Annotated in this window: 18 protein-coding genes; 5 read left to right on the forward strand and 13 right to left on the reverse strand. The window is 71.8% G+C overall.

Features of this window, described 5'->3' with window-relative positions; all coding sequences use genetic code 11:
• Nucleotides 1-136 precede the first annotated feature (136 nt).
• Nucleotides 137-1,528, forward strand: a complete 1,392-nt coding sequence (locus BL254_RS14605; RefSeq protein WP_076843574.1) for an ABC transporter substrate-binding protein — start codon at nucleotides 137-139, stop codon at nucleotides 1,526-1,528.
• Between the two features lie 102 nt (nucleotides 1,529-1,630).
• On the opposite strand, the gene BL254_RS14610 is transcribed toward BL254_RS14605, so the two are convergent.
• Nucleotides 1,631-2,866 carry a cobalt-precorrin-5B (C(1))-methyltransferase gene (locus BL254_RS14610; RefSeq protein WP_047223415.1) on the reverse strand — a complete coding sequence of 412 codons (1,236 nt, stop codon included), beginning with the start codon at nucleotides 2,864-2,866 and terminating at the stop codon, nucleotides 1,631-1,633.
• A gap of 68 nt (nucleotides 2,867-2,934) precedes the next feature.
• Here BL254_RS14610 and BL254_RS14615 point away from each other — a divergent pair, with 68 nt between their 5' ends.
• Nucleotides 2,935-3,708: a cobalt-precorrin-6A reductase gene (locus BL254_RS14615; protein WP_047223414.1), complete on the forward strand. Its 774-nt coding sequence runs from the start codon at nucleotides 2,935-2,937 to the stop codon at nucleotides 3,706-3,708.
• A 172-nt stretch (nucleotides 3,709-3,880) separates the two neighbouring features.
• On the opposite strand, the gene BL254_RS14620 is transcribed toward BL254_RS14615, so the two are convergent.
• The 3 genes from BL254_RS14620 to BL254_RS14635 all read right to left on the reverse strand — a co-directional run bounded on the left by BL254_RS14620 (nucleotide 3,881) and on the right by BL254_RS14635 (nucleotide 7,961).
• A complete protein-coding gene (locus BL254_RS14620) occupies nucleotides 3,881-4,507 on the reverse strand; it encodes a precorrin-8X methylmutase (RefSeq protein ID WP_162233213.1) in 627 nt (208 codons plus the stop codon).
• Between the two features lie 378 nt (nucleotides 4,508-4,885).
• Nucleotides 4,886-6,334, reverse strand: a complete 1,449-nt coding sequence (gene cbiE / locus BL254_RS25075) for a precorrin-6y C5,15-methyltransferase (decarboxylating) subunit CbiE (protein ID WP_254858155.1) — start codon at nucleotides 6,332-6,334, stop codon at nucleotides 4,886-4,888.
• A gap of 229 nt (nucleotides 6,335-6,563) precedes the next feature.
• Nucleotides 6,564-7,961 (reverse strand): 8-oxoguanine deaminase, encoded by a 1,398-nt coding sequence (locus BL254_RS14635; RefSeq protein ID WP_076843576.1) that lies wholly within the window; start codon nucleotides 7,959-7,961, stop codon nucleotides 6,564-6,566.
• 333 nt (nucleotides 7,962-8,294) lie between these two features.
• Here BL254_RS14635 and BL254_RS14645 point away from each other — a divergent pair, with 333 nt between their 5' ends.
• Complete coding sequence (locus BL254_RS14645) at nucleotides 8,295-9,128, forward strand: RNA methyltransferase (protein ID WP_047223413.1); 834 nt, start codon at nucleotides 8,295-8,297, stop codon at nucleotides 9,126-9,128.
• A gap of 129 nt (nucleotides 9,129-9,257) precedes the next feature.
• Here the strand turns inward: BL254_RS14645 and speB are convergent, their stop codons facing one another.
• Together speB and BL254_RS27150 are read right to left on the reverse strand one after the other, a co-directional pair.
• Nucleotides 9,258-10,334 carry an agmatinase gene (speB, locus tag BL254_RS14650; protein WP_047223444.1) on the reverse strand — a complete coding sequence of 359 codons (1,077 nt, stop codon included), beginning with the start codon at nucleotides 10,332-10,334 and terminating at the stop codon, nucleotides 9,258-9,260.
• Nucleotides 10,335-10,724: 390 nt separating this feature from the next.
• A complete protein-coding gene (locus tag BL254_RS27150) occupies nucleotides 10,725-11,351 on the reverse strand; it encodes a hypothetical protein (protein WP_076843579.1) in 627 nt (208 codons plus the stop codon).
• 431 nt (nucleotides 11,352-11,782) lie between these two features.
• Here BL254_RS27150 and BL254_RS26120 point away from each other — a divergent pair, with 431 nt between their 5' ends.
• Together BL254_RS26120 and BL254_RS14665 are read left to right on the forward strand one after the other, a co-directional pair.
• Nucleotides 11,783-12,853 (forward strand): hypothetical protein, encoded by a 1,071-nt coding sequence (locus tag BL254_RS26120; RefSeq protein ID WP_139342319.1) that lies wholly within the window; start codon nucleotides 11,783-11,785, stop codon nucleotides 12,851-12,853.
• Between the two features lie 217 nt (nucleotides 12,854-13,070).
• Complete coding sequence (locus BL254_RS14665) at nucleotides 13,071-14,426, forward strand: ABC transporter substrate-binding protein (RefSeq protein WP_076843581.1); 1,356 nt, start codon at nucleotides 13,071-13,073, stop codon at nucleotides 14,424-14,426.
• Between the two features lie 73 nt (nucleotides 14,427-14,499).
• Here BL254_RS14665 and BL254_RS14670 read toward each other — a convergent pair whose 3' ends face one another.
• From BL254_RS14670 to BL254_RS14700, 7 genes are all read right to left on the reverse strand, one after another.
• Entirely contained in the window at nucleotides 14,500-15,186 is a 687-nt protein-coding gene (locus BL254_RS14670) for an ABC transporter ATP-binding protein (protein ID WP_047223410.1), read from the reverse strand.
• Entirely contained in the window at nucleotides 15,183-15,947 is a 765-nt protein-coding gene (locus BL254_RS14675) for an ABC transporter ATP-binding protein (protein WP_047223409.1), read from the reverse strand. Before BL254_RS14675 ends, BL254_RS14670 begins: the two co-directional genes overlap by 4 nt.
• Nucleotides 15,948-15,960: 13 nt before the next feature.
• Nucleotides 15,961-18,051, reverse strand: a complete 2,091-nt coding sequence (locus BL254_RS14680) for an ABC transporter permease (RefSeq protein WP_076843583.1) — start codon at nucleotides 18,049-18,051, stop codon at nucleotides 15,961-15,963.
• A 103-nt stretch (nucleotides 18,052-18,154) separates the two neighbouring features.
• Nucleotides 18,155-18,685 (reverse strand): hypothetical protein, encoded by a 531-nt coding sequence (locus BL254_RS14685; protein WP_052914650.1) that lies wholly within the window; start codon nucleotides 18,683-18,685, stop codon nucleotides 18,155-18,157.
• 415 nt (nucleotides 18,686-19,100) lie between these two features.
• The gene (locus BL254_RS28415) at nucleotides 19,101-19,406 is read right to left on the reverse strand and encodes a hypothetical protein (protein ID WP_235433555.1); all 306 of its coding nucleotides are present in this window, start codon (nucleotides 19,404-19,406) and stop codon (nucleotides 19,101-19,103) included.
• A 532-nt stretch (nucleotides 19,407-19,938) separates the two neighbouring features.
• Entirely contained in the window at nucleotides 19,939-20,910 is a 972-nt protein-coding gene (locus BL254_RS14695) for an NAD-dependent epimerase/dehydratase family protein (RefSeq protein ID WP_047223407.1), read from the reverse strand.
• A gap of 15 nt (nucleotides 20,911-20,925) precedes the next feature.
• The gene (locus BL254_RS14700; RefSeq protein WP_076843585.1) at nucleotides 20,926-22,392 is read right to left on the reverse strand and encodes a helix-turn-helix domain-containing protein; all 1,467 of its coding nucleotides are present in this window, start codon (nucleotides 22,390-22,392) and stop codon (nucleotides 20,926-20,928) included.
• Nucleotides 22,393-22,632 lie beyond the last annotated feature (240 nt).

A 22,632-nucleotide genomic window follows, 5' to 3' on the forward strand; every position in this document is an offset into this window, starting at 1 on the left:
CGCGACCATGCCCGACAACAGCCAACCCCGTTGGAGGAGGCCCTTCCAGGGCCACGAGCCGGAGCCCGGTGTCATCACTCCGTCCGTGCTCAGGACGCGCAGGCGCCGCAGGATCACCCTGCTGGGGAGCGTTCTGGTGGTTTTGCTCGGGGTACTCGCCTTCGTTTTCGTACCGCCGGTGCTGTCGGACGACTGTGCCGAGGGCGTGGTACGCAGCGACGGCGAGTGCGTCGGAGTCACCGACGGCAGTCACATCTTCGCGCCGGATCTTGCCGATGTCGAAAAACTGATCGAGACCGAGAATGACGATGTCACGAAGCGGGGCAGCCGGCAGAGCGTGTCCATCGCCTACGTCTTCCCGCTGCGGACCGGTGAGACGAATATTTCCGTCACGCAGCCGATCCGACGTGACCTGGAAGGGGCGTTCATCGCCCAGTACAGCGCCAACCACGACACCGCGAGCGAACGGCCGCTGATCCGGTTGCTGCTGGCCAACACAGGTGCCGACGGTCACAAGTGGCAACCGGTTGTCGATGCTCTCAGCAAACGAGTCGCGGGAAAGGATCATCTGGTGGCGACAGTCGGCTTCGGGCCGAGCTTGGACACCACTCGAGACGCGATCCGCTGGCTTGAAGGGAARGGCATTCCGCGGATCAGCGCCACCATGACAGCGGACGATCTCACGGAGATCCCGACGCTGCGGCGGATCGCACCCCTCAACCATGCCGAGGTGACGGCGGTCATCGGTCATGCGCGGAAGGCGAGTGGCCGGGCTCTGCTGGTACAGGACATGAAGGCCATCGACCCCTACCCCCGGACGCTCGGCGACACCTTCAGAGACAGGTATCCGGACTCGGCCAACCATCTTGTCGGCCAGGTCGAGCAATACAATTCGGACCTGGGCGCGGTGGCCACAACATTCACTCAGATGCTACCGAACATCTGCAGCGGACATCCTGGTGTCATCTATTTCGCGGGCCGCTCGGATCAGCTCAAGGACTTCCTCAAGGTACTGGCCAGGCGTAACTGCGGGAGTGATCACATCACGGTACTGACCGGCGACGACGCCACTGGCCTTGATGGTGAAAGTTCGCTCGACCAGGCGCTGGCCGCGWACATCAGTGTCATGTTCACCGCGCTTGCACATCCCGGCGCTTGGGCACTTCCGGATACCGGCTCCTTTTTTAACCGGACCACGGTGGCCCGTTTTCGGGATCCCGCTGGGATCTTCCGTCGGAATTTCCCCAACGAGTCGCTGGACGACGGTGAGATAATAATGTCGCATGACGCCGTCCTGGTGGCTGTCACCGCGATCAGGAATGCGGCCAGCCCTGAACGTCCGCAGGTCACCTCGAAGGAGGTCGAGCAGGCCCTGAACCGTCTGCACGGCGAGCAGAAGGTTGCCGGGGCCAGCGGCTACCTCTCCTTCGACAACACCGGAAGCCCGACCGGAAAGCCGATACCGTTGGTCGAGCTCACCCCGGGCGGGGTGCTGGCCTTCCGGGGGCTGCTGCCGCCGGCGGCCTGACGGCACGCCGTGAACCTGGACCGCCCGAACGGCCAGGGGCGCAACCACCCGTTCGGCACAGCCACCCGTTCGACAGCGGAATCACCTGCCGGCGGGACGGCGTCAGGTGCCATTGCGGGTGTCCATAGTGCCGGTGTGTCCGACCACCGTCCCGGCCCGGTCGATGGCGATTACTTCGACCTGTGCGGATGCCCCGCGCAGCACGTCGAGCGCGGTGCGGCGGGCGTCCGCCGCGATGAGGTCACCGAGTGGGACGCCGGCGGCCAGGCAGACCCGCAGCGCGCCCAGCGCGGTGCTCGCCGCCTCGACGCGCCCGGCGAGTTCCGCGTCGCCGCCGGCGGCGCGGGCCAGCGCCGCGAGGGCGGCCAGGTCGACCTGGGAGCGTCCGGAGTGCAGGTCGAGATGGCCGGCGGCGAGCTTGGCGAGCTTGCCGACACCGCCGACGATGGTCAGATGCGGGATCGGGTGGCGGCGCAGGTACTTCAGCACGGCGCCGGCGAAGTCGCCCATGTCGAGCAGCGCGTCGTCGGGCAGGCCGTGCAGCCGGCGGGCCACCTCCTCGGAGGTGCTGCCGGTGCAGGCCGCGACATGCCGGTGGCCGGCGGCGCGGGCCACGTCGATGCCGCGCCGGATGCTGTCGATCCACGCCGAGCAGGAGTAGGGCACGACGATGCCGGTGGTGCCGAGGATCGACAGGCCGCCGATGATGCCCAGCCGCGGGTTCCAGGTGTGCCGCGCGATCTCGGCCCCGTTGTCGACCCCGATCGTGATCTCCACGTCGACGGCCGCGTTCACGGCGCCGTCCGCGTCACCGCCGACGGTGCCGGTGTGGCCTGCGGCGTCGATGCGGGTGGTGTGGCCGGCGGCACCGGTGTGGGCGGTATGGCCGGTGTGGGCGGCGGCGACCGCTGCCATCGCGGCGCGCATCATCCGTCGCGGCACCGGGTTGATGGCCGGCTCGCCGACGGCCAGCGGCAGGCCGGGCCGGGTGACCGTGCCGACTCCCGGGCCGGCGCGGAACACCACCCCGGCCCGGGGCGCGGCCAGCCGGACACGGGCGTGCACGAGTGCGCCGTGGGTGACGTCCGGGTCGTCACCGGCGTCCTTGACGACGGCGGCGGTGGCGGCGCCGGGGGTCAGCTCCTCCCGGGCCAGGGCGAAGGCCGGGCGCTGACCACCCGGCAGGGTGATCGTCACCGGGTCGGGGAACTCGCCGGTGAGCAGCGCGGTGTAGGCGGCGGTGGCCGCGGCCGTGGCGCAGGCGCCGGTCGTCCAGCCGTAGCGCAGCTCGCCGGCCTGGCGGCTCCCACGGCGCCCGGCGGGCTCCGTCCCGCTCATAGCCGTCCCGCTCGTAGCCGTTCCGCCAGGCCTGGCCGTCTTACCAGGTCAGGACGGGCGGGACGGCGATGAGCTGGCGGGTGCTGGTGCTCGGCGGCACCGCGGAGGGCCGGCGGCTCACGGAGAAGCTGGCCGCACTGCCCGGCGTGGAGGTGGTCTACTCGATCGCGGGCCGGGTGGCCGCGCCCGCCCTGCCCACGGCGGCGCGGATCCGGGTGGGCGGGTTCGGCGGCGTGGACGGCCTCACGTCCTACCTGCGGGATGCCGGGATCGCCGCGGTGATCGACGTGACCCATCCCTACGCCGCGCTGATGACCGCCGCTGCGGTTACGGGGAGTAACGCGGCCGCGGTGCCGCTGCTGGTCGTGCGCCGGCCGGGCTGGCCGGAGACGGACGGTGACGACTGGCATCGGGTGCCGTCGCTGGCCGCCGCCGCGGCCGCCCTGGGCGGCTTCGGGGAGCGGGTGTTCCTGACCACGGGCCGGTCCGGGATCGCCGCGTTCGCCGGCTCGGATCGGCACTGGTTCCTCCTGCGTTCGATCGAGGCGCCGTCACCCCCGATGCCGGTGCGGCTGGACGTCCTGCTCGAACGTGGCCCGTTCACGGTAGAGGGGGAGACGGCGCTGATGCGCGGCCATCGGATCGACGTCGTCGTCACCAAGAACAGCGGMGGCCCGCTGGCCGCGGCGAAACTGGTCGCCGCCCGTCACCTGGGCCTGCCCGTGCTGATGGTGGACCGCCCGCCGCTGCCACCCGGCGCGCCGGCCGTGGCCACCGTCGAGGACGCCGTCGCCTGGCTCATCCGACTGCTCGGGGCGACCGACAGGTCATGCACAGGGTGACGACACCGGATGACGACACCGGACGAAGACGCGGGGTGACGACCGTCCGCCGGTTGTCGCCGAGGATCCTCGACCTGGCCGTCCAGTCGGACGGGTTGGCCCGGCCARCCGGTGTCGGGGCGTCGGACCGGCCGGCTTGGCGCTCGTCCGGTAGGGCGTTCGGCTGGCGTGGTCATTCGTCCTCGCTCGCGATCGCGTTGACGGCGGCCGCGGCCATGGCGCTGCCGCCGCGGCGGCCGTGCACGACGAGGTGCTCCAGCCGGCTGGGATGCTCCGCCAGGGCCCGCTTCGACTCGGCGGCCCCGATGAAGCCGACCGGGACGCCGATCACCGCCGCGGGCCGGCCGGCGCCGGACTCGACGAGCTCGAGGAGCCGGAACAGCGCTGTCGGGGCGTTGCCCACGGCGACCACCGCGCCGTCGAGGCGGTCCCGCCAGAGGTCCACCGCGGCGGCGGTGCGGGTCGTGGCGAGCTGGTGGGCGAGGCCCGGCACCCGGGAGTCGGACAGCGTGCAGATCACCGGGTTGTCCGCGGGCAGCCGGGCGCGGGTGACGCCCGCGGCGACCATCCGGGTGTCGCACAGGACAGGTGCTCCCGCGAGCAACGCGGCTCTGGCCGCGTCCACCACGCCGGGTGAGTAGGCCAGGTCGGCCACCAGATCGACCATTCCGCAGGAATGGATCATCCGGACGGCGGTGCGGGCGACGCCGTCCGGCAGGCCGGTGAGGTCCGCCTCGGCGCGGATCGTGGCGAACGAGCGGCGGTAGATCTCGGCGCCGTCGCGGACGTAGTCGTTCACCAGGAGCTCCGCACGGTCGTGGGCCACCCGGCGGGCCAGCGGCGGCCCGGCGGGCCGGACCGGCCCAGCCGGCCGGACCGGCCCAGAGCGACGGTCACGTAGCGCGGATCCCCTCCACGACCGCCCGTACAGGCCATGATCGCCGCGATTTTGTTGTTGTGTACGTTTTTTGGCCGCATCAGCGTACACAACGACAAACTCGCGCCGATCTTCTTCGGTGGTCGGCGTCCATCGAAGTGCGCCACCGCTCGTGGGGATACTTAGGGTCACCCAATCGGCGCTCTAGGCGACCGTAGCGGCCCGGCGGGGCAGACCGGCAGCGGGTGTCCGCCACAGCCAGCAGGTCCGGGACAACGGCTGCGCGTCCGGCGATGAGCGTCACGGCCGCGATTGTGTCGTATCTGGACTGCCGTTGCGTTCCGGGGCCGGCTGCCTCCCCAGCGTGGGGCCGGCGGGGCCGGCGGTCTTGGTCACAGCCCACTGGGTGACCGGCAGCATCGGCCGCCAACCGGTGAAACCGCCGACCGGCTCGGCGCGGGCCACCGCCAGCCGGACGAGGTCGCCGCCGTGGCTGGCGTGCCAGCCGGCCAGCACCGCCTCCGACTCGACGGTGACCGCGTTGGCCACCAGCCGGCCGCCCGGCGGGAGCGCGGCCCAGCACCGCTCGAGCACACCGGGAGTCGTGATCCCACCGCCGACGAACACGGCGGACGGCGTGGGCAGCCCGGCGAGCGCCGCGGGGGCGGGGGAGCCGGCGACCCGCAGGCCGGGGGTGCCCAGCGCGTCCGCGTTGCGCAGGATCCGCGCGGCCCGGTCCGCCCGGGGCTCCACGGCGATCGCCCGGCAGGCCGGGTGCGTGCGCATCCACTCGATCGCGATGCTGCCGGAGCCCGCGCCCACGTCCCACAGCAGTTCGCCGGGGGCCGGACCGAGCCGGGCGAGCGTGACCGCCCGCACCTCCCGCTTGGTGAGCTGGCCGTCGTGCTCGAACACGTTGTCGGGCAGGCCCGCCGTCCGCGGCAGATGCCCGGCGTCGGGCCCGGGCTCGCACTCGACAGCGACCAGGTTCAGATCGGCCACCACGTTCGGACCGGTCGTCGTGCCCAGACCGGTCGTCGCGTCCGGGTCGGCCAGCGTGCCCAGGCCGGTCGCCGCGTTCGGGCCGGCCACTGCGCCCAGGTCGGCCAGCGCGTTCGGATCGGCCAGCGCGGCGGTCGGCTCGCCGTCGTGCCGCTCGCCGCCGTGCCAACCGCCGTCGCACCAGGACGCGGCCGTGCCGGTGCGGCACCGTTCGTCATCCGCGCCGAGGTTCTCCAGGACGGTGAACGAGCTGCCGCCGTAGCCGCGGCCCACCAGCAGGCCGGCGAGCGCCGTCGGGCTGTGGCCGTCCGCGCACAGCACGATCAGCCGGCGTCCGGGCTGCACGGCCGGGTGCACGGCGCTGAGCGGACGCCCGACCAGGCTCACCACGTCGACGGCGTCCATCGCCCAGCCGAGCCGGGCGCAGGCGAGCGAGACCGAGGACGGATGGGGCAGCACCCGCACCCACCGCGCGCCGAGCAGCCGCACCAGCGTCGTGCCCAGGCCGAAGAACATCGGGTCGCCGCTGGCCAGGCAGCACACACGGGCGCCGGCGTGCTCGGCGAGCAGCCCCGGCAGCGCCGGCACCAACGGCGTGGGCCACTCGACCCGCCGGCCGCCCACGTCGGCGGGTACCAGCGCCAACTGCCGCCGGCTGCCCATCAGCACCTGCCCGGCCCGCAGCGCCTCCCGAGCCGCCTCGGTGAGCCCACCCCACCCGTCGGCCCCCACCCCTACCACGACCACCAGTGGTCGATCATCGGGACACACGGTCACTGGATCTTTCGCTGCCTTCCTGGCCGCTTCGGCCGATCGTTTCGCCGGATACCACCGCCGCCCGCCACACCACGGCCAGTGCCTGAGTGCCGCCGCGAACATCGTGAACGGAACGTGCTGGTTCGATGGTCGTCGGCGGATCCGGGCCAGTGTCAGCTCCGGATACTGGGATTCTGGGGCCAGGGCGGGACGCCGGCCATCAGGGGTTTCGCTGGATGGCGATGGCAATCGTCCGGTGGCGGCGGAGGATGTCGTCGAGGCCGGGGTGGACGGGGGCGCCGTTCTCCACGACGGTCCTGCCTGCGACGACGGTGTGCCGGGCGGCTACCGGGCCGCAGCGCAACCACGCTTCCACCGGGTCGGACAGGGCGCCGGCGAAGGCGATCCCGTCCAGCGGCCAGACGACCAGGTCACCGGCCGCGCCGACGGACAGCTCGCCGAGCTCGCCGGTGCGGCCGAGGCAGGCCGCGCCGCCGCGGGTGGCGATCTCCAACGTGTCCCGGGCGGACATCGCGGACGCCCCGCCGCGCAGCCGTCCCAGCAGCATCGCCGTACGCGCCTCCAGCCACAGTGAGGCGCTGTCCGCGGACGACGAGCCGTCGCAGCCGAGCCCGACCGGCACACCGGCGGCCCGCAGCCGCGCGACCGGCGCCAGCCCGCCTCCGAGGATCATGTTGCTGCTCGGGCAGTGGGCGACCCCGGTGCCCCAGGCCCCGAGCTGGGCCACCTCGGCGGCATTCGGGTGGATGCAGTGGGCGACCCAGGCGCGGTCACCGCCCCAGCCGAGGTCGCGGAAGTGCTCGACCGGGCGCCGGCCGTAGGTCGCCAGGCAGTAGTCGTCCTCCTGAGGGTCCTCGGCGAGATGGGTGTGCAGCCGCACGTCCAGCTTCTCGGCGAGCTCGGCGGTGGCCCGCATCAGCTCGGGGCTGACGGAGAACGGCGAGCAGGGCGCCAGCGCGATCCGCACCATCGCGCCGTGGGCGGGGTCGTGGTGGGCGGCGACGAGGGCCGCCGAGTCCGCGAGGATGTCGTCGGGATCCTGCACGACTGAATCCGGCGGCAGCCCACCGTCCTTCACCGACAGTGACATCGATCCGCGGGTGGGGTGGAAGCGCATCCCGAGCTCGCGGGCGGCGGCTATCTCGGCCGCGATCAGGTCCCCGGCGCCGCGCGGATGGACGTACAGGTGGTCGGTGGTGGTCGTGCAGCCGCCYAGCGCGAGCTCTGTCAGGCCGACGTGGGCGGAGACGTACACCGCCTCCTCGTCCAGGCGCGCCCACAGCGGGTAGAGCGTCCGCAGCCAGGCGAACAGCGAACCGGACACCGCCGGCGCATACGACCGGGTGAGGTTCTGGAAGATGTGATGGTGGGTGTTCACCAGGCCCGGGGTGACCAGGCAGCCGGTCGCCGCCAGCGTGCGCCGGGCCGGCGGGGGCGGGTCGCCGGCCGCCCCGACCGCGCTGACCAGGCCGTCGGTCACCGCCACCCAGCCGCCGGGCAGCTCCCGGCGGCGGTCGTCCATGGTCGCCACCAGTTCGGCGCCGCGGACGAGCAGGTCGACCGGCCGCGGGCCGGGGGCCGGGACAGGCACGGTCATGGGCCGATTCTGCCGCGCCGACGCCGCCCGACGGTTTCACCGCGGCGTCGGCACGGTGTCGTCCGCCGTGGCACCGCCGCGACGGACGCGGGCGGCCCGCCATGACAGCCCGCCGTGGCAGCCCGCCGTGGCAGCTCGCCGCGACGGATGCGGGCCGTCCGCGGTGACGGATATGACCGTCGTGTCGGGTATGGCCGCCGCGTGCGTCGTCCCGGGTGCCGCGGATGTCACGGATGCCCCGGGAGTGGGATGGACCCGTGCGTCCCGCGGAACGCACGGGTCGGTCGGACGCACGGGCCGGCGGGGAGCTGAGGCCGGGATGATGGGAGCGGGTTGGACGTCATAGAGATCGACGATCCGGCGGACGAGCGGGTCCGTGACTACGTGGGGCTGACCGACGTGGCCCTGCGCCGGCGGCGGGAACCGGCCGAGGGCCTGTTCATCGCCGAGGGCGAGATGGTCATCGAACGGGCCCGGCGGGCCGGTTACCATCCGCGATCGCTGCTGGTGGGGCCGGCGAAGGTCGCGACCGTCCCGGCCGATCTGGAGCCGGGCGTCCCGGTCTACCTCGCCGGCCCGGACGTACTCGCCACGATCACCGGGTTTCAGGTGCACCGCGGGGCGCTCGCGTCGATGTGCCGCCGCCCGCCGACCCCGGCGGCGGACGTGCTGGCCACGGCGCGGCGGGTGCTGGTCTGCGAGGACATCGTCAGCCACACCAACCTGGGCGCGATCTTCCGCTCGGCGGCCGGGCTCGGGATGGACGCCGTCCTGCTGAGCCCGTCGTGCGCCGACCCGCTGTACCGGCGGTCGGTGCGGGTGTCGATGGGGGAGGTGTTCGCCGTCCCGTACGCCCGTCTCGACCCGTGGCCGGCGGCGTTGTCCCTGCTGGTGGACGGTGGCTTCACGCTGGTCGCGCTCACGCCGTCGGCCACCGCCATGCCGCTGGACGAGCTCGCGGTGAGCTCGCACGACCGGCTGGCCCTGCTGCTCGGCTCAGAGGGCCCGGGGCTGACCCGGGACGCCCTGGGCGCGGCCACCGTCCGGGTGCGGATCCCGATGGCGCACGGCGTGGACTCCCTCAACGTCGCCGCCACCGCGGCGATCGCCTGCTACGTGCTGGGCCGCGCGGTCACCGGGCGCGCGGGCAGTTCGGTAACCGCGTGACCGCGTCCCTGGCGACCGGCCGGGCGCTCCTGGGGAGCCTCGCGGTTGTCGGGGGCGCAGGGACCGGGACGCGCGGGCGCGGGACGGGCGAGGGGGCGGGCACGGGGTGCCCCGCAGCCAGCCCCGTGGTCACGGGCGTTTCGCGTGCGGGTCGTGGCCGGGCAGGCCGGGGGTTTCGCCGGCGGCGGCACGCCGATGGTGGGCGAGGGCGGCGAACACCTCAAGGGCGACCCGGTGGGCGTTGTTGACGGTGCTGTCGGCATGGTCGTAGGGGGGTGCGACCTCCACGATGTCCGCGGCGACCAGCGGGGTGTCCAGGGCGATCCGCCGGACGGCGCGCAGCAGGTCCACGGGGGTCATCCCGCCGGGTTCCGGCGTCCCGGTGCCGGGTGCGAAGCCGGGGTCGAGCACGTCGATGTCCACGGACAGGTACAGCGCCCGGCAGCCGTCCAGAGCCTGGGCGATCGCGTCGGTGACGACCGCGTGTGAGCCGCGTTCCCAGACCTCGTCCATCAGGTGCCAGCGCATGTCCTGCTTGCGCATCCAGTCGAAGACGTCCGGTGGCGGCCAGTAGCCGCGCAGCCCCACCTGGACGAAGTTGCGCCCGCGTACCGCCCCGGACTCGATCAGCCGGCGCATCGGCGTCCCGTGCGAGGCGAGGTTGCCGTCGATGATGTCCGCGGTGTCGGCGTGCGCGTCGAAGTGCAGCAGGCCGAGCTCCCCCCAGCCGACCGCTTCGGCGACCCCGGACGCCGCCGGCCAGGTGATGGAGTGGTCACCGCCGATGATCACAGGGATGATCCCGAGGCCGGCCACACCGCCGACCTTCGCGCGGATGTTGCGATGTGACGCCTCGGTCTGCCCGATCGGGCAACGGGCGTCCCCGGCGTCCACCACGTCCAGCCAGTCGAAGATCTCGACGCCGAGGTCGAGATGGTAGGTGCCGGGCTCGTAGGCGAGCGCGCGCAGGGCCCGCGGGCCGAAGCGGGCGCCCGGCCGGTGCGTGGTCCCGATGTCGAACGGCGCGCCGATCACCGCGACGTCCGGGCGGCGGGCCGCGAGATCGTCGAGCGTCGGCATCCACGGGCGGTGGCAGAACGTCGCCAGGCCCTCGTATCCGGGCGTGTCGTCCGCGGGAACCGGCGCCTGGGACGCCGGTTCCGCCGAGGCTGGTGCCTGGGGCGCTGGCGCATGGGATGCCGACATCGGGGGAACCGGCCCGGTGTGGGGGTGGTCGTCATGTTCCCGTACCCGGGCGCCGCCGGTGCCTGCGCCGTGCCGGGCGAGCGGGTCGATCGGACCCGTCATCGCTCCTCCTCGCCCAGGGGGTTCCTGTCAGTGATGTAACTCAAGGTATTTATAGTCTTACTAATTGTACGCCTATTCTGTCGCGACGATGTCTTCGGATATTCTCCCCCAAGAGGTGTCAAAGGACATAGTCGGGGCAAAAGCCTATGTCGATCTCTCCGGTTCGGCGTGTCGTGCCACGGTGGGGCTCCGGGTTGCCGCGGTCGTCGCGCGCCGCGGACCGTTCCGGGAGCACTTCGGCGTCACTCCGAAGTTGCTTTGAGGTCACCTTTGAGCTCACCTTTGGGGTCACTCCGTGGTGCGGATGTGGACGGCATCCTCCTCCGGCGCGCCTGCCGGCCTGGCCCCGTCGCGGCCGCGGGCGCGGCCCCCGACAGGCCCGCGTACGACAAGTTCGGCCGTTGTCACCGTCCGTACGCCCTCGTCGTCGGTGAGCAGGGTCGGCGCGTCGTCCGGCTCTCCGTCGCCGTCAAGGGCGGTCGGCCGCTCGACGGCGTCCTCGGCCGAGGAGTAGCCGCCGGCCGAGGAGTAGACGTCGAACTCCAGGACCTCACCGGACTCCAGTCGGGCCGCCTCGTCGTACGGATCCGGCTCGGGCTGTTCCTGGGCGAGCAGCGAGTCCAGCGACTCGCCGGCACGTTGCTCCTGGGCGGTCGTGCCGAAGCGTTCACCCGGGCCGAAGCGGTCCGGCGGATCCCAGCCGTCATCAAGCGGGTCGAAACCGCGGTCGGTCGAGCCCAGGCCGTCGCTGTCGAGGCTTTCGGACTGTTCAAGCGGGCTTCCGTGCGTRTGGACGTAGCCGCTGTCGGGATAGCCTTTGTCGGGATAGYCGTTGTCCAGGTAGCCACTGTCCAGGTAGCCGTTGTCTGCGCTGTTGTCTGCGCTGTTGTCACCCTCCGGGATCGGCTGCGTCATCGCTGCATCCTCCTGACCGGATCAGAGCTCTCGGGGTCTCGCCGGCCGATCCCCGATCGCAAAGGACGGGCCATGGCGGCCGGTCTTGTCCGTCAAGGCCATTCCCCTGACGGCCTGGGGCTAACGTCCGCCAGCCGCCCGCGGCCATGTCCACCAGCCGCCCCGCGGCCAATGTCCACCGGCCGCCCCGCGGCCAATGTCCATCGCCGCACCGAGGCCAGCACCCACTGTCGTTTCGCGGCCGATATCCGCTGCCGTCCCGCGGCCAGCGCCCACCGCTGGCCGGCGGAGTCCCGGTCGGCCGCGTCGTCACCGGTTTCGCGTCGGTCGCCTGCTGGAAGCGCCGGACACACTACGGTCGGACGACGGACGGTGAGGTGGAGCCACCCTGTTTGCAACCCCACCGTCGATGGCGTATAGCGTTCATGTTCGTGTCTACTGTTGCGGACCGCATTCTTGAGCGGCTGGCAAAGGCTCCGACCGGCCTGGATGATGGACAGTTGGCGGAAGCGCTCCAGGTGCGCCGCCAGACCGTGAACCAGGTCTGTCGGCGCCTGTCGGACAAGGGCCGTCTGCACCGTGCACCGGGCCCGAACGGCCGCATCGTCAACCGCCTGCTGCCGCAGCACGACGCCTACCCCAAATCTGTCCCGGCGCAGCCGGACGACGCATCCGCCCCGGCACAGCCGGACGACCAGGCCCGGCCGGGCTCCCAGGAGAGTGAACCGGCCGCGTCCGGCTCCGGGCCCGACGAGCGTCCGGATGCCGGTCCGGTCGCGCTCACGGAACCGGCACCGCCGTGGGACGAGGAACCAGAGGACGCGGAACCGGAGGACGAGGAAGGGGTAGCCGCCCGGACGCCGGTCTCCGTCAGCGACGGAGCCACGCCTGCCGAGGAAGCCAGCCCGGTCGAGGCGGCCGAGCCAGCCACGGCGGTCACGGCACCGGTTGCCGAGGAGCCTGCGTCCGCCGACACGCGGCCCGCCGTCGAGGAGGCCACGGCGGACGGGACGGCCACGGTCACTCCGGTCGCGCAGGTGGCTGAGGTCGTGGAGGCGGACCAGGTCGTGGAGGATGCCGGCGTGTCCGCCGAGGCTCCCGAACCCGTCGCGGCCACCCCGCCCGTGGCCGCCGACGACCAGGAGCCGTCCGAGGCCGTGCCGGCGTCCGTTCCGGAGACAACCGGTGGGAAAGACGCCGACGCCGACGCATCCGGGAGCCGGGCGCCTGCCGCCGCGGCCCCTGCCGCTGCGGCCCCTGGCGGCACGGCATCCGGCGGCACGGCATCCGGCGGCGCGGCATCCGGCGGCGAAGCCCCGGGCGACGTGACCCCGGGCGACGCGGTGCCGGATGCCGATGCGGTGCCGGTTGCCGCGGCCGCCAGGGACGCCCCGGAGCCTGCCGAGGGTGGTCCGGACGAGACCGCGGGAGAGCGGGACACCCAGGTGCCGCAGCCGGTCCCTTCGGCCTCGCGCCGGCGATGGTGGCGCCGATTTCTGTGACACGCCAGGGCCGTTGATCCGGGGAGCCGGCCGGGTGGACGGCCCCGGTGGTGACGGCGCGGATCCGCTGTCCGGGCACGTCTCCCGGATGGACGTTTCCCAACGTTGCGTCGACGGCCGGGAAACGCTGTGACCTCCTGTCGGCAGCACGACGCGCGGGGGCCCAGCTGGCGCAATAGCGTCTTGGGTAACCAACGATCCCGGGGAGAGCATGCCTATGCGAGCGAGGTTGCTCGTCATCATTGCCGCGCTGTCCGCGCTCGTGCTTTCGGCCTGCGGAAGCAGGGTGGAGGAATCGAGCGCACCGCCGAGCGGTCCCACTCAGGGCAACACCGGGGCCAACACCGGGGCCAACACGGCGTCGGATACCGGGGTGACCGCGAACGACGTCAAAGTTGGTGTGATCGTCGGTCTGACCAGCCCGCTGGGGTCGGAGACCTTCTCCACCTCCCTGTACGGCGCGAAGGCCTACTTCGACGCGCTCAACGCCGCCGGCGGTGTGAACRGCCGCAAGGTCACGCTCGTTCAGTGTGACGACCACGGCAGCGGGCCCGACAACACAGCCTGTGCGCRCAAGCTCGTCGACGACGAGAAGGTCTTCGCGCTGGCCGGGGTGTCGGCGTTCGACTACGCCGGGGCACAGTACCTGAACTCCAAGGGTGTGCCGGATGTCGGCGGCCAGCCGACCAGCAGCGCCTACGACCAGTACCCGCACCTGTATTCGATCTACGGTAGTTACTATCCGCGTGACGGCAGGCAGCCCGGCTACGACGGGAACCTCTACGCCGGCACCGAGAACTACCGGTGGCTCAAGGAGAACCTGAGCACCAGGGTCGCGGGCGTGGTCTATTACAACGTCGCGCCGTCCCAGCGTTACGCGCAGTCGGTTGCCGACGGCCTGCGCAGGGAGGGCTACACGGTCGTCGAAAAAGAGATCAACTACTTTGCCCCGAACTTCGACGCGGCCGTGCTGGACCTGAAGGCCCGCGGGGTCGATGTGATCTTCGATGCGATGGAGGACAACGGCAACCTGGCCCTGTGCAAGTCGATGCAGGCCCAGGGGCTGACGGTCAAGGCGAAGATGACCACGTCGCAGGGGTGGACCGACACCTTCGGCCAGGCCTTCGCGGACACCCCCAACTGCCGTGACGTCACCTACGCGACCAGCTCGACCCGCAACTACAACGACACGAACTACCCGGCGGTGGCCAGGTTCCGGGCGGACATGGCGAAATACCAGCCCGCGCGCGAGGGCAAACTGAGCATCTGGACCCTCGAGGGCTACGCGTCCGCCCAGTGGCTCACCGACGCGATCAGATCGTGCGGCGCGAACGTCACCCGGGTGTGCGTCGAACAGTTCCTGAACCGCCCGCAGGACTATGACGGTGACGGTCTACTCACCCCGCGCAACTTCACCAAGATCGCGACCCCCCCGGAGACCGACCGGAACTGCATCAACGTCGCCCGCTGGGAGAGCTCGGCGAACGGCGGCAAGGGGGGTTGGGTGACCCAGGTCAGGGACATGAACACCAACTGCTTCACCGTCCCGAACCTGCCCTACCCGGCCGAGTGAGAACCCGGGAAAGACCTGTGTGAGCCCTGTGCCCGGCCCCGGTGAGCGTGACCGCCGGGGCCGGGGGAGGGGCTCAGACCGGCTCGGCGGAGACGGCCGGGTGCAGCTCCGCGGGATCCCCGACGAACGAGCACTCGCCCCGGTGCAGGACGTAGACGATGTCGGCGAGGCCAAGAGCGTCGTTGGTGTACTGGTCGGCGAGAACCACCGTCGTCCCGCCGAGCGCGACCGTCGCCAGCCAGGTGAACAGCTCACCGGCGACCTTGGGTGACAGGCCGAGGGAGAGCTCGTCGACCAGCAGCACCCTGGGCCGGGCCAGCAGGGCACGGGCCAGGGCGAGCATGCGCCGCTCGCCGCCGGAGAGCGTCCCGGCCCGTTGACCGAGCCGCTCGTGCAGCCGGGGGAAGGCCTCCAGCGCCGGGGAGATGTCCCGTTGCCCGATCGCCTCCACCACCACCTGCAGGTTCTCCCGCACGGTGAGGGTGGCGAACACCGCGCGTTCGTCCGGGACGAACATCAGGCCCGAGCGGGCCCGCTCCAGGGCCGACATTCTGGTGATCGTCCTGCCCTGCCAGGTCAGGGAGCCCGACCGCAGCGGTAACACGCCGGCGAGCACCCGCAACGTGGTGCTCTTGCCCGCGCCGTTGACCCCGAGCAGCGCGGTGACCTTCCCCGCGGGGACCGTCAGGTCGAGCCCGTGCAGGACCTCGATGGTCCCGTAACCGGCGCGTGCGCCGGTCAGTGCCAGTTCAACGCTCATGCCAGYGGCCCCTGCGCGAGATAGACAGCCCGTACGGTCGGATCCTCGCGGACGGCAGCCGGTGTCCCCTCGGCGACGATACGCCCGCCCACCATCGCGTACACCTGGTCGGTGACGGAGAAGACCAGTTCGACGTCGTGATCCACCAGCAGGATGCCGACCCCCTCACCGGCGACCCGCCGCAGCAGCCCGGAGAGCCGTTCGGTCTCCTGCCCGTCCAGCCCGCTGGCCGGCTCGTCGAGCAGCAGGACGTCGGGCCGGGTGCACAGGGCGCGCGCGAGCTCGACCAGGCGCAGCGCCCCGGTCGGCAGCGTTCCCGTGGTCGTGTCGGCGATGCCGGTGAGGTTGAGGGACTCCAGGGTGCGGGTCATCACCCGCCGGGTGCGGGTACTGCCGTGTGGCGTGCGCCCCAGCAGCCCGCCGATGTAGTCGCGGCGCCTGTTCTCGGCGCCCACCAGCAGGTTGTCCATGACCGTCATGCTGGTGAACAGCGACGGCACCTGGAAGGTCTGGACGAGCCCGTGGCGGGCGCGGACGTCCGGGTGCATCCGGGTGATGTTGCGGCCGCCGAGGAAGACCTTGCCGCTGTCGGGCTTCTCCACCCCGGTGAGCAGGCTGAACAGCGTCGACTTGCCGGCCCCGTTCGGCCCGATCAGCCCGGTGACCTTGCCGGGCGCGACGGTGATGTCGACGTTGTCGACCGCGGTGAGCCCCCCGTAGCGGCGCGCCAGTCCGCGGCCGGTGAGTTCCGCGCGGCTCACTGCGTCCCCCCGCTCACTGTGTCCTCCCGGAGGTGTGTAGGACCTGCCGTACCCGGGCGAGCAGCGCCTCCCCGAAGGGCGTCAGGACGGGGGATCCGCCGTCACCGGCCGGCTGCCGGTATGCCGCGGGCGAGACGGACGTCGCGGCAGCCGCCCGTGCGGCGCCCGCGCCCGTTCCCGCGAGCCCGGCCCGGCCCGGTTCGGTCAGGTCCTCGACGATCCGGTGACCGAGGCGGGTCACCAGATGGCGGACGGCGGAGGCGAGACCGCCGGGCAGCCAGCCCAGGCTCAGCGCCAGGATGCCCACGGCCAGGGTGGCCGAGCCGGCCGGCGCGAGGGTGTCGATGGTGACGATGAAGCCGGCCGCGACCACCGCGCCCGCGGCGCTGTCGGCGCCGAACACGACGACCGCGGTGAACCAGAGGAGGCTGTTCAGCGGGGAGAAGGCGTCCGCGTCGAACGAGGCGTAGCTGAGCATCAGCAGGGCGCCACCCAGCCCGGCCACGGCGGCGGAGACGGTGAAGGACAGCAGCTTGAGGTTGCGCACGTCCACGCCCACCGCCGCCGCGCCCTCCGGGTGGTCACGCACGGCCAGCAGCGCCCGGCCGAGACGTCCTTCGTGCAGGTTGCGCACGACGAGCAGGCCGAGCCCCAGACAGAGCAGCTCCACCACATAGAACCAGCGGTCGGACAGCGTGTGCCCGGCGACGGACAGCGGCGCGACGTGCAGCCCCGAGACGAACGTCTGCTGCTGGAAGACGAAGCGGGACATCACCGCCCCGACCGCGAACGTGGTGAGGGCGAGCGCCAGTCCGCGCCGCCGGATGGCGGGGTACCCGGTGAGCAGGCCCACCGGGGCGACCAGCAGCGCGCCGACCAGCGGGGCGGCAAGGGCCGGCAGCGCGGGCAGCCCGAACAGGTCGCCGTCGGCGAGCTTGGCGGRCAGCAGCGCGCCGAGTCCGGCGTAGCCGGCGACGCCAAGGGAGATCTGCCCGCTGTAACCGGTGACGATCACCAGGGACAGGAAGATCAGGGCGAGCGCCGGCACGATGAACGCGTCGCGCAGGTTGATGGGCGCGAAGGTGAGCGGGGCCGCCAGCAGCACGGCGCCGGCGAGCTTGCCGAGGACGTCCCGGCGCTGCTCGGTGAGGCTCGCCCGGTACGTCTGCGGCGCGCCGCGGCTGGAGAACCGGCCGGTGGAGCCCGCGTCCCCACCGAGCTCGCGCAGCCGGGGGAGGACCAGCAGCAGCACCAGCAGCGCGGCCACGAACAGGTTGGACTGCACGGCCAGATACAGGGCGCTGAACTCGCCCGTCACCTGGAACTGGCTCAGCTCGCTCTGCAGGATGCCGATGGCCAGGGCGGTGAGCACCGCGCCCGGCAGGCTGGCCAGCCGGGCGGCCACGACCACCGCGAACGTCTCCAGCACCAGCAGGGTGAGTCCGTACGGGGTGAGCTGCAGGCGGGGCGCGAGCAGGATGCCGGTGAAGCCGGCGAGAATGGTGCCGACGGCCCAGCCGGCCGCGGCCACCCTGTCGGCCGGGATGGCGGACAGCTCGGCGAGCCGGCGGTCGTCGACGACGGCCCGGACCTGCCGGCCGAAACGGGTACGGGTCGTGATCAGGCCGAGGGTCACGCACACGGCGACGACCAGAGCCAGCTCGGCGAGCGCGTCGACACCGATGCGGCTGCCCCCGGGCAGCCCGACCGTCCGTTCCGGGAACAGGCTCGGCGCGTCGTTACGGGACCCCAGACCCCAGATCCCGGCGGTCATCCCGACGGTGAGCACGAGCACGCCAAGGCTCGCCACCAGCGACTCGGCCGCGGACGCGCGCCGGCGGGCCAGCGGGCGGAAGACGAACCGTTCGAGTACGATGCCGATCAGCGGTGAGACGACCGCGAGGGAGAGCAGCGCCGCGACCGGGAGCGGCAGCTGCCAGTCGACGACCATCGCGCGGAAGACGTAGGCCACCAGGGCCGCGATGCCACCCTGGGCGATGTTGAGGACACCGTTGGTCCGGTAGGTCACCAGCAGGCCGATACCGGAGAGCGCGGCGATCGCTCCGATGGAGACCCCGGCGAATGCCAGATCGATGCTTCTCATCCGGCCCACCCCCAGGGCGCGGCAGCGACACGGTCATGCTGTTTCCGGCCCGCCGCCGGCCCGGGGAGCACGGCAGGTCCGCGCCCGACGCGGCAGGCTCGTCTCACGCGGCGATCTTTGGTTCGCAGATCGTGCAGGGTGTCAGGCCGCGGGCGGCGATCTGGGTGGAGTCCACCGGCTGCGCGGGCTTGCTGGCGATCATTTCGCAGGTGCGGCGGTGGTAGGTCCGGCCGGCGGGCACGGCGAACAGGCCGCCGTCGTCCTGGCCGGCGGCCGCCTGATCCGTCACCGTCGTGACGGCGGGCGCCGGCACGGAGGCCGCGGCGACGATCAGCGTGTGCAACTCCTCGACCTGGCGGTCGAGCCGTCCCCGTCCCTTGGCGGCGGCGTCGATCTGGTCGGCTACCAGCAACGCGCTGCCGAGGAAGACGAGCGCGAGCCCGCCGAGCCCACCGGAGACGAAGTAGGGGAGCTGACGGCCGGGGTCGGTCTCCGCGGACACACCGAGATAACAGCCGAACAGCAGAACACCGCCGGTGACCGCTATGAGCCAGCCGCGTACAGCACGTAGTATGCCGACGACTACTCGAGGTGTCGGCCGGGGGTGCTGACCACCCGCAGGCTGTGTGTCCACCCTGTGTCTCTCCCCCAAAGGCGCTGCGGCTGTGGCGACTGCCCGACAGACGTCAGCTGCGGCGACTGCCCGACAGGTGTCGGCTGTGGCGACCGCCCGACAGATGTCGGTTCCGGCGCGGACGACCTGCCCCGATCAGCGTAGGTCAGCTTAGTGCCCAGCATGAATGCCTGCTGCGTCGACTGTGCCGGGGGTGCCTGCGATGGCTGGCTGCTGGTTCGTGGTTCGTGTGGCTCGTGATGCGTGGCCGCCTTGTGCGGGCCCTCGTGCGGGCATCCGCACCCGGGCGTGGGGCCTTTCACCGGTCAGATGGATGGTCGCCGGTCAGATGGATGGTCGGTGGATGACGTCACGGGGCCGCCCATCCGGATGACCGGGTGTCACCGCGGTGATGTCCGGGTACGGATGAACGGAGTCAGACAGGTCGTCGTTGCTGAGGCGGGGCAAGTGTGAGCATGGCAGGACTTCTCATGGCACATCCGTGAATGCTACCGATGTCGTCAATGTCATAGTCCTGCCCGATCTGTTGCCAATGGGTGAACTCGCAGCGTTCCGCCCACAGCCGCCGGCCGACCCGGTTGCGGCGGTCCTCGACATCCAGCGGCCCGAGCACCCCGCCCAGCGCCGCCTGCAGGTGGGCCCAGTCGTGCGCGGCGTCCCAGGTCGCGAACGATCCCAGATGCTCCCCGTCGTAGTCGTAGACATGATATGGACGATCCACGGGCGTCTCCTTCACTGATCTGGATGCCTCCGGGCGCGCCGAAGGCCGTGTTCCCGTGTCTTTCGTGTCCCCGTGTTTTTCGTGTGCGCATCCAGGCCCGCGAGGTTACGTTATGTCCAGATTCGAGAGAACCATCGGTCTCGTCCAAGGACGACGGGTCATAGCCGCAAGGACGACAGGTCCGTGGCCGGCGCCGGACGTTGGTGGCCAGCGGACTGTGTCGCTCGAGCTTCGACACGAAGCCGCGACGTTGAAGCTCCGAACCGGGCGCTGGAGGGGCCGCCATGGCCCTACCGCAGGTCCATGATGCCCGTCCATGGTGCCGTGGGACCCCGGAACGCGGCAACCCACCCCGCGAGTTGCTATAAGTAGCGATGTAATGATGTATTTGTCACCATGAGTCCGTCCGGCTGAGTCTGGCTGAGGCAGGGATGCCGAGGGACCGGAGTCGGGGGGCAGCGGATGCCTGGGGGCCGGGGACACCGGTGGGCCGGGAGATGCCAGGCGACGCCGGACGCCGCCGGACGCGCGGTTACCTGGACGTGGCGGTGGTGGACGCCCGTGAGGTCGCCGCGTCCCAGGCGTCGGCGACGATCCGGTCGATCGTCGAGCGGCTGCCCTGCCAGCCCAGCTCCGCCCGGATGCGCCGGCTGTCCGCCACGAGCACGGGCGGCTCCGCCGCCGGCGGGCGGTGCACCCGTCGTACGGCGCGGCCGGTGACCCGTTCCACCGCGTCGAGGACGTCGATGACGCTGACCCCGAGGCCGGTACCGACGTTGAAGATCCTGCTGTGGCCGGGCCGGACGGCGTCCAGGGCCGCGAGGTACGCCTCGGCCATGTCGGCCACGTGCACGTACTCGCGGATCACCGCCCCGTCCCCGTTGACGCCGAAGGACTCGCAGCGCCCGGTGGCCACCGCCAGCGCCGCCGGGATGATCCGGCTCTGGTCGTTGTCGGCGTGCCGGCCCGCGGCGCCCGCGACGTTGAAGGAGCGCAGCACCACCGCGCCGATCCCGCCGGTCGCGGCCTGGTGGACGACGAGCTGCTCGGCGGCGAGCTTGGAGGCCCCGTAGGGGTGGGTCGGCGCCGGGGGCGTGCTCTCCGGGATGGGCTGGATCTCCGGCGTTCCGTAGACGGCGCAGGTCGACCCCAGGACGACGACCGGCGCGGTCCCGGCGGCCTTGGTACCGCGTTCGAGCAGCCGCAGCAGGTTCGCGGTGCCCGTCACGTTCACCGCGAAGTACCGCAGCGGGTCGTACCGGGACTCGCGTACCCGGGTCAGGGCGGCGAGATGGCAGACCGCGTCGAACCCGCGGTCGAGCCGGGCGAGCTCGAGCTCGTGGAAGTCCACCAGGTCGGCGGCGACGACCTCCACTCCCGGCGCGAACGGCGGGCAGGACCGTCCGGAGCGGACGAGCGCGGTCACCTGGTGTCCGGCCGCGGCGAGGGTGTCGGTGACAGCCCCACCGACGAAACCGGCCGCACCGGTGACAAGAACACGCACGATGTCGACGAGGCCTCAGGACGCGGCCCGCATGCGCAACCCGGGCAGCAGCGTCCCGCGATGGCGCCATGCGAGCTCCAGACAGGCCGYGGCCGAGGGCGCGAGCGGTTCGTGCTCGATCAGCCGGCGGACAGTCGCGTGGGTGAACGGGATACCCTCCGACGCCCGCCGGTGCGGACCGGTGGTGACCACGGATCCCTCGGCGTTGACCGGGACCATCCCGCTGAACAGCGAGTCGAAGACGTCGGCGTCCACGACCACGACCGTGAGGATCTCGCCGAAGAGCGTGAGCGCGTCGACGCCCATGCCGAAGCACCAGGCGCGGACACAGCCGGAGTGCCGGGCCCGCTGCAGGGAGCGGAACGGCTCGTCGYCGTCGTAGTCGATCAGGGAGGAGCTGGTGCCGTCGTGTTCGGCGTTGCCGAGCAGCTCCTCACTCAGCTCGCGCATGATGTTGCGCCAGAGGTCGAAGTCCGTCTCGTGGTGGCCCGGGGAGATCCCGGACGGCTGGAACACCCCCGCCGGCAGCACGTGGTAGACGCCGCCGGCGGTCGCCACCGAGCCGGCGCTGCGGCGGTGCAGCATGAAGCTCGCCCGGCTCTGGTCGTGCCGGATGGTCAGGGTGTTGATGGACGGCAGGACGACCCGCTGGCACAGGTCGAACGGGTCGCCGATCCGGCGCCGGAACGGCAGCGCCGGCCAGGACAGCCCGCCGCCGAGCATGGCCGCGGCCGTTTCGTGGGCGACCGACTCGCACACGTCGAGGGCGTCGAAGTAGGTGGTGTGGCCGAAGGACAGCCGTGGCCCGCGCTGCCCGGCGCGGATGGCCTCGAGCATGCGGAAGCTCAGGCGGTTCTCGAAGAGCGTGGGCCGGTCGAGGTCACGCATGGCCCGGGTGTATGTCCCGAAGGCGGCCCCGCCGTCGGTCAGCGGGCGCAGGTGCTCGGTGTCGGTGCCCGCTCCCGACACCGTCGGCGCGGGGAGTGCGTCGGACCACGCCAGTTCGATGTCGGCGAGGTCGACCGGCTCGTTCCACATCCAGTCGGGCCGGACCAGCAGGCCGTTGCCGAGCCGGTAGGGCTGCGGGTACAGGCCGGCCGCGGCCCGGGCCAGGCTGATCCGGTGGTGGTTGAGGTAGTCGCGCGTCAGCCGCCAGGTGCGCTGACTGGCCGCGATCCGTTCGTCCAGCGGATCGGCGGGGGCGACGTCCCGGCGGCTTTCGATCAGGGAGCCCGCGGCCAGGCCCACATCCTCCGGGGACAAGGACAGCCGGCGGGCGATGTGACGCAGTGTGGAGATGTCATGAATGGCCCGCCGGCCGCTTTCGACCTTGGAGACATAGGACTGGTCGAAGCCAAGCCGTTCGGCGAGTTGCTGCTGGGTGAGCCCGAACGTCTGCCGGTAGGAGCGGAGAAGGAGTCCCACGCCGGTCGATCGCGTCGTCTGGTGCGGCGGCGTCCACAGCCATGGTTGACCAGTCACCCGCGGTCCTTTCATCCGGCTTCGGGGTTACTGGAAGTGAGCATAACTAGTCGGTCGATCGACCGCGCATAGCCACAAAATGGTCGCTTCCGGTACAGCGAAAATGTTGCTTGCGGTGAAGTGAATCACACGTTCCGCTGACAATCTAATGAGCGCACCCGAGTGGGACGAGCGTGTGTCGCGGGCCGGACGGCTGTCGATTCTTCAGCTGTTCGAGAGCTGTTCGAGGTTCCCGATTGT

Origin of the sequence: Protofrankia sp. BMG5.30, from assembly GCF_001983005.1 — a bacterium.
GTDB classification, from domain to species: Bacteria; Actinomycetota; Actinomycetes; order Frankiales; family Frankiaceae; genus Protofrankia; species Protofrankia coriariae.

Bases quoted from the DNA above. Each gene is read 5' to 3' on its own strand.
- speB (WP_047223444.1), bottom strand. From the start codon at position 10,334: ATGTCGGCATCCCATGCGCCAGCGCCCCAGGCACCAGCCTCGGCGGAA.
- BL254_RS14610 (WP_047223415.1), bottom strand. From the start codon at position 2,866: ATGAGCGGGACGGAGCCCGCCGGGCGCCGTGGGAGCCGCCAGGCCGGC.
- BL254_RS14670 (WP_047223410.1), bottom strand. From the start codon at position 15,186: ATGAGCGTTGAACTGGCACTGACCGGCGCACGCGCCGGTTACGGGACC.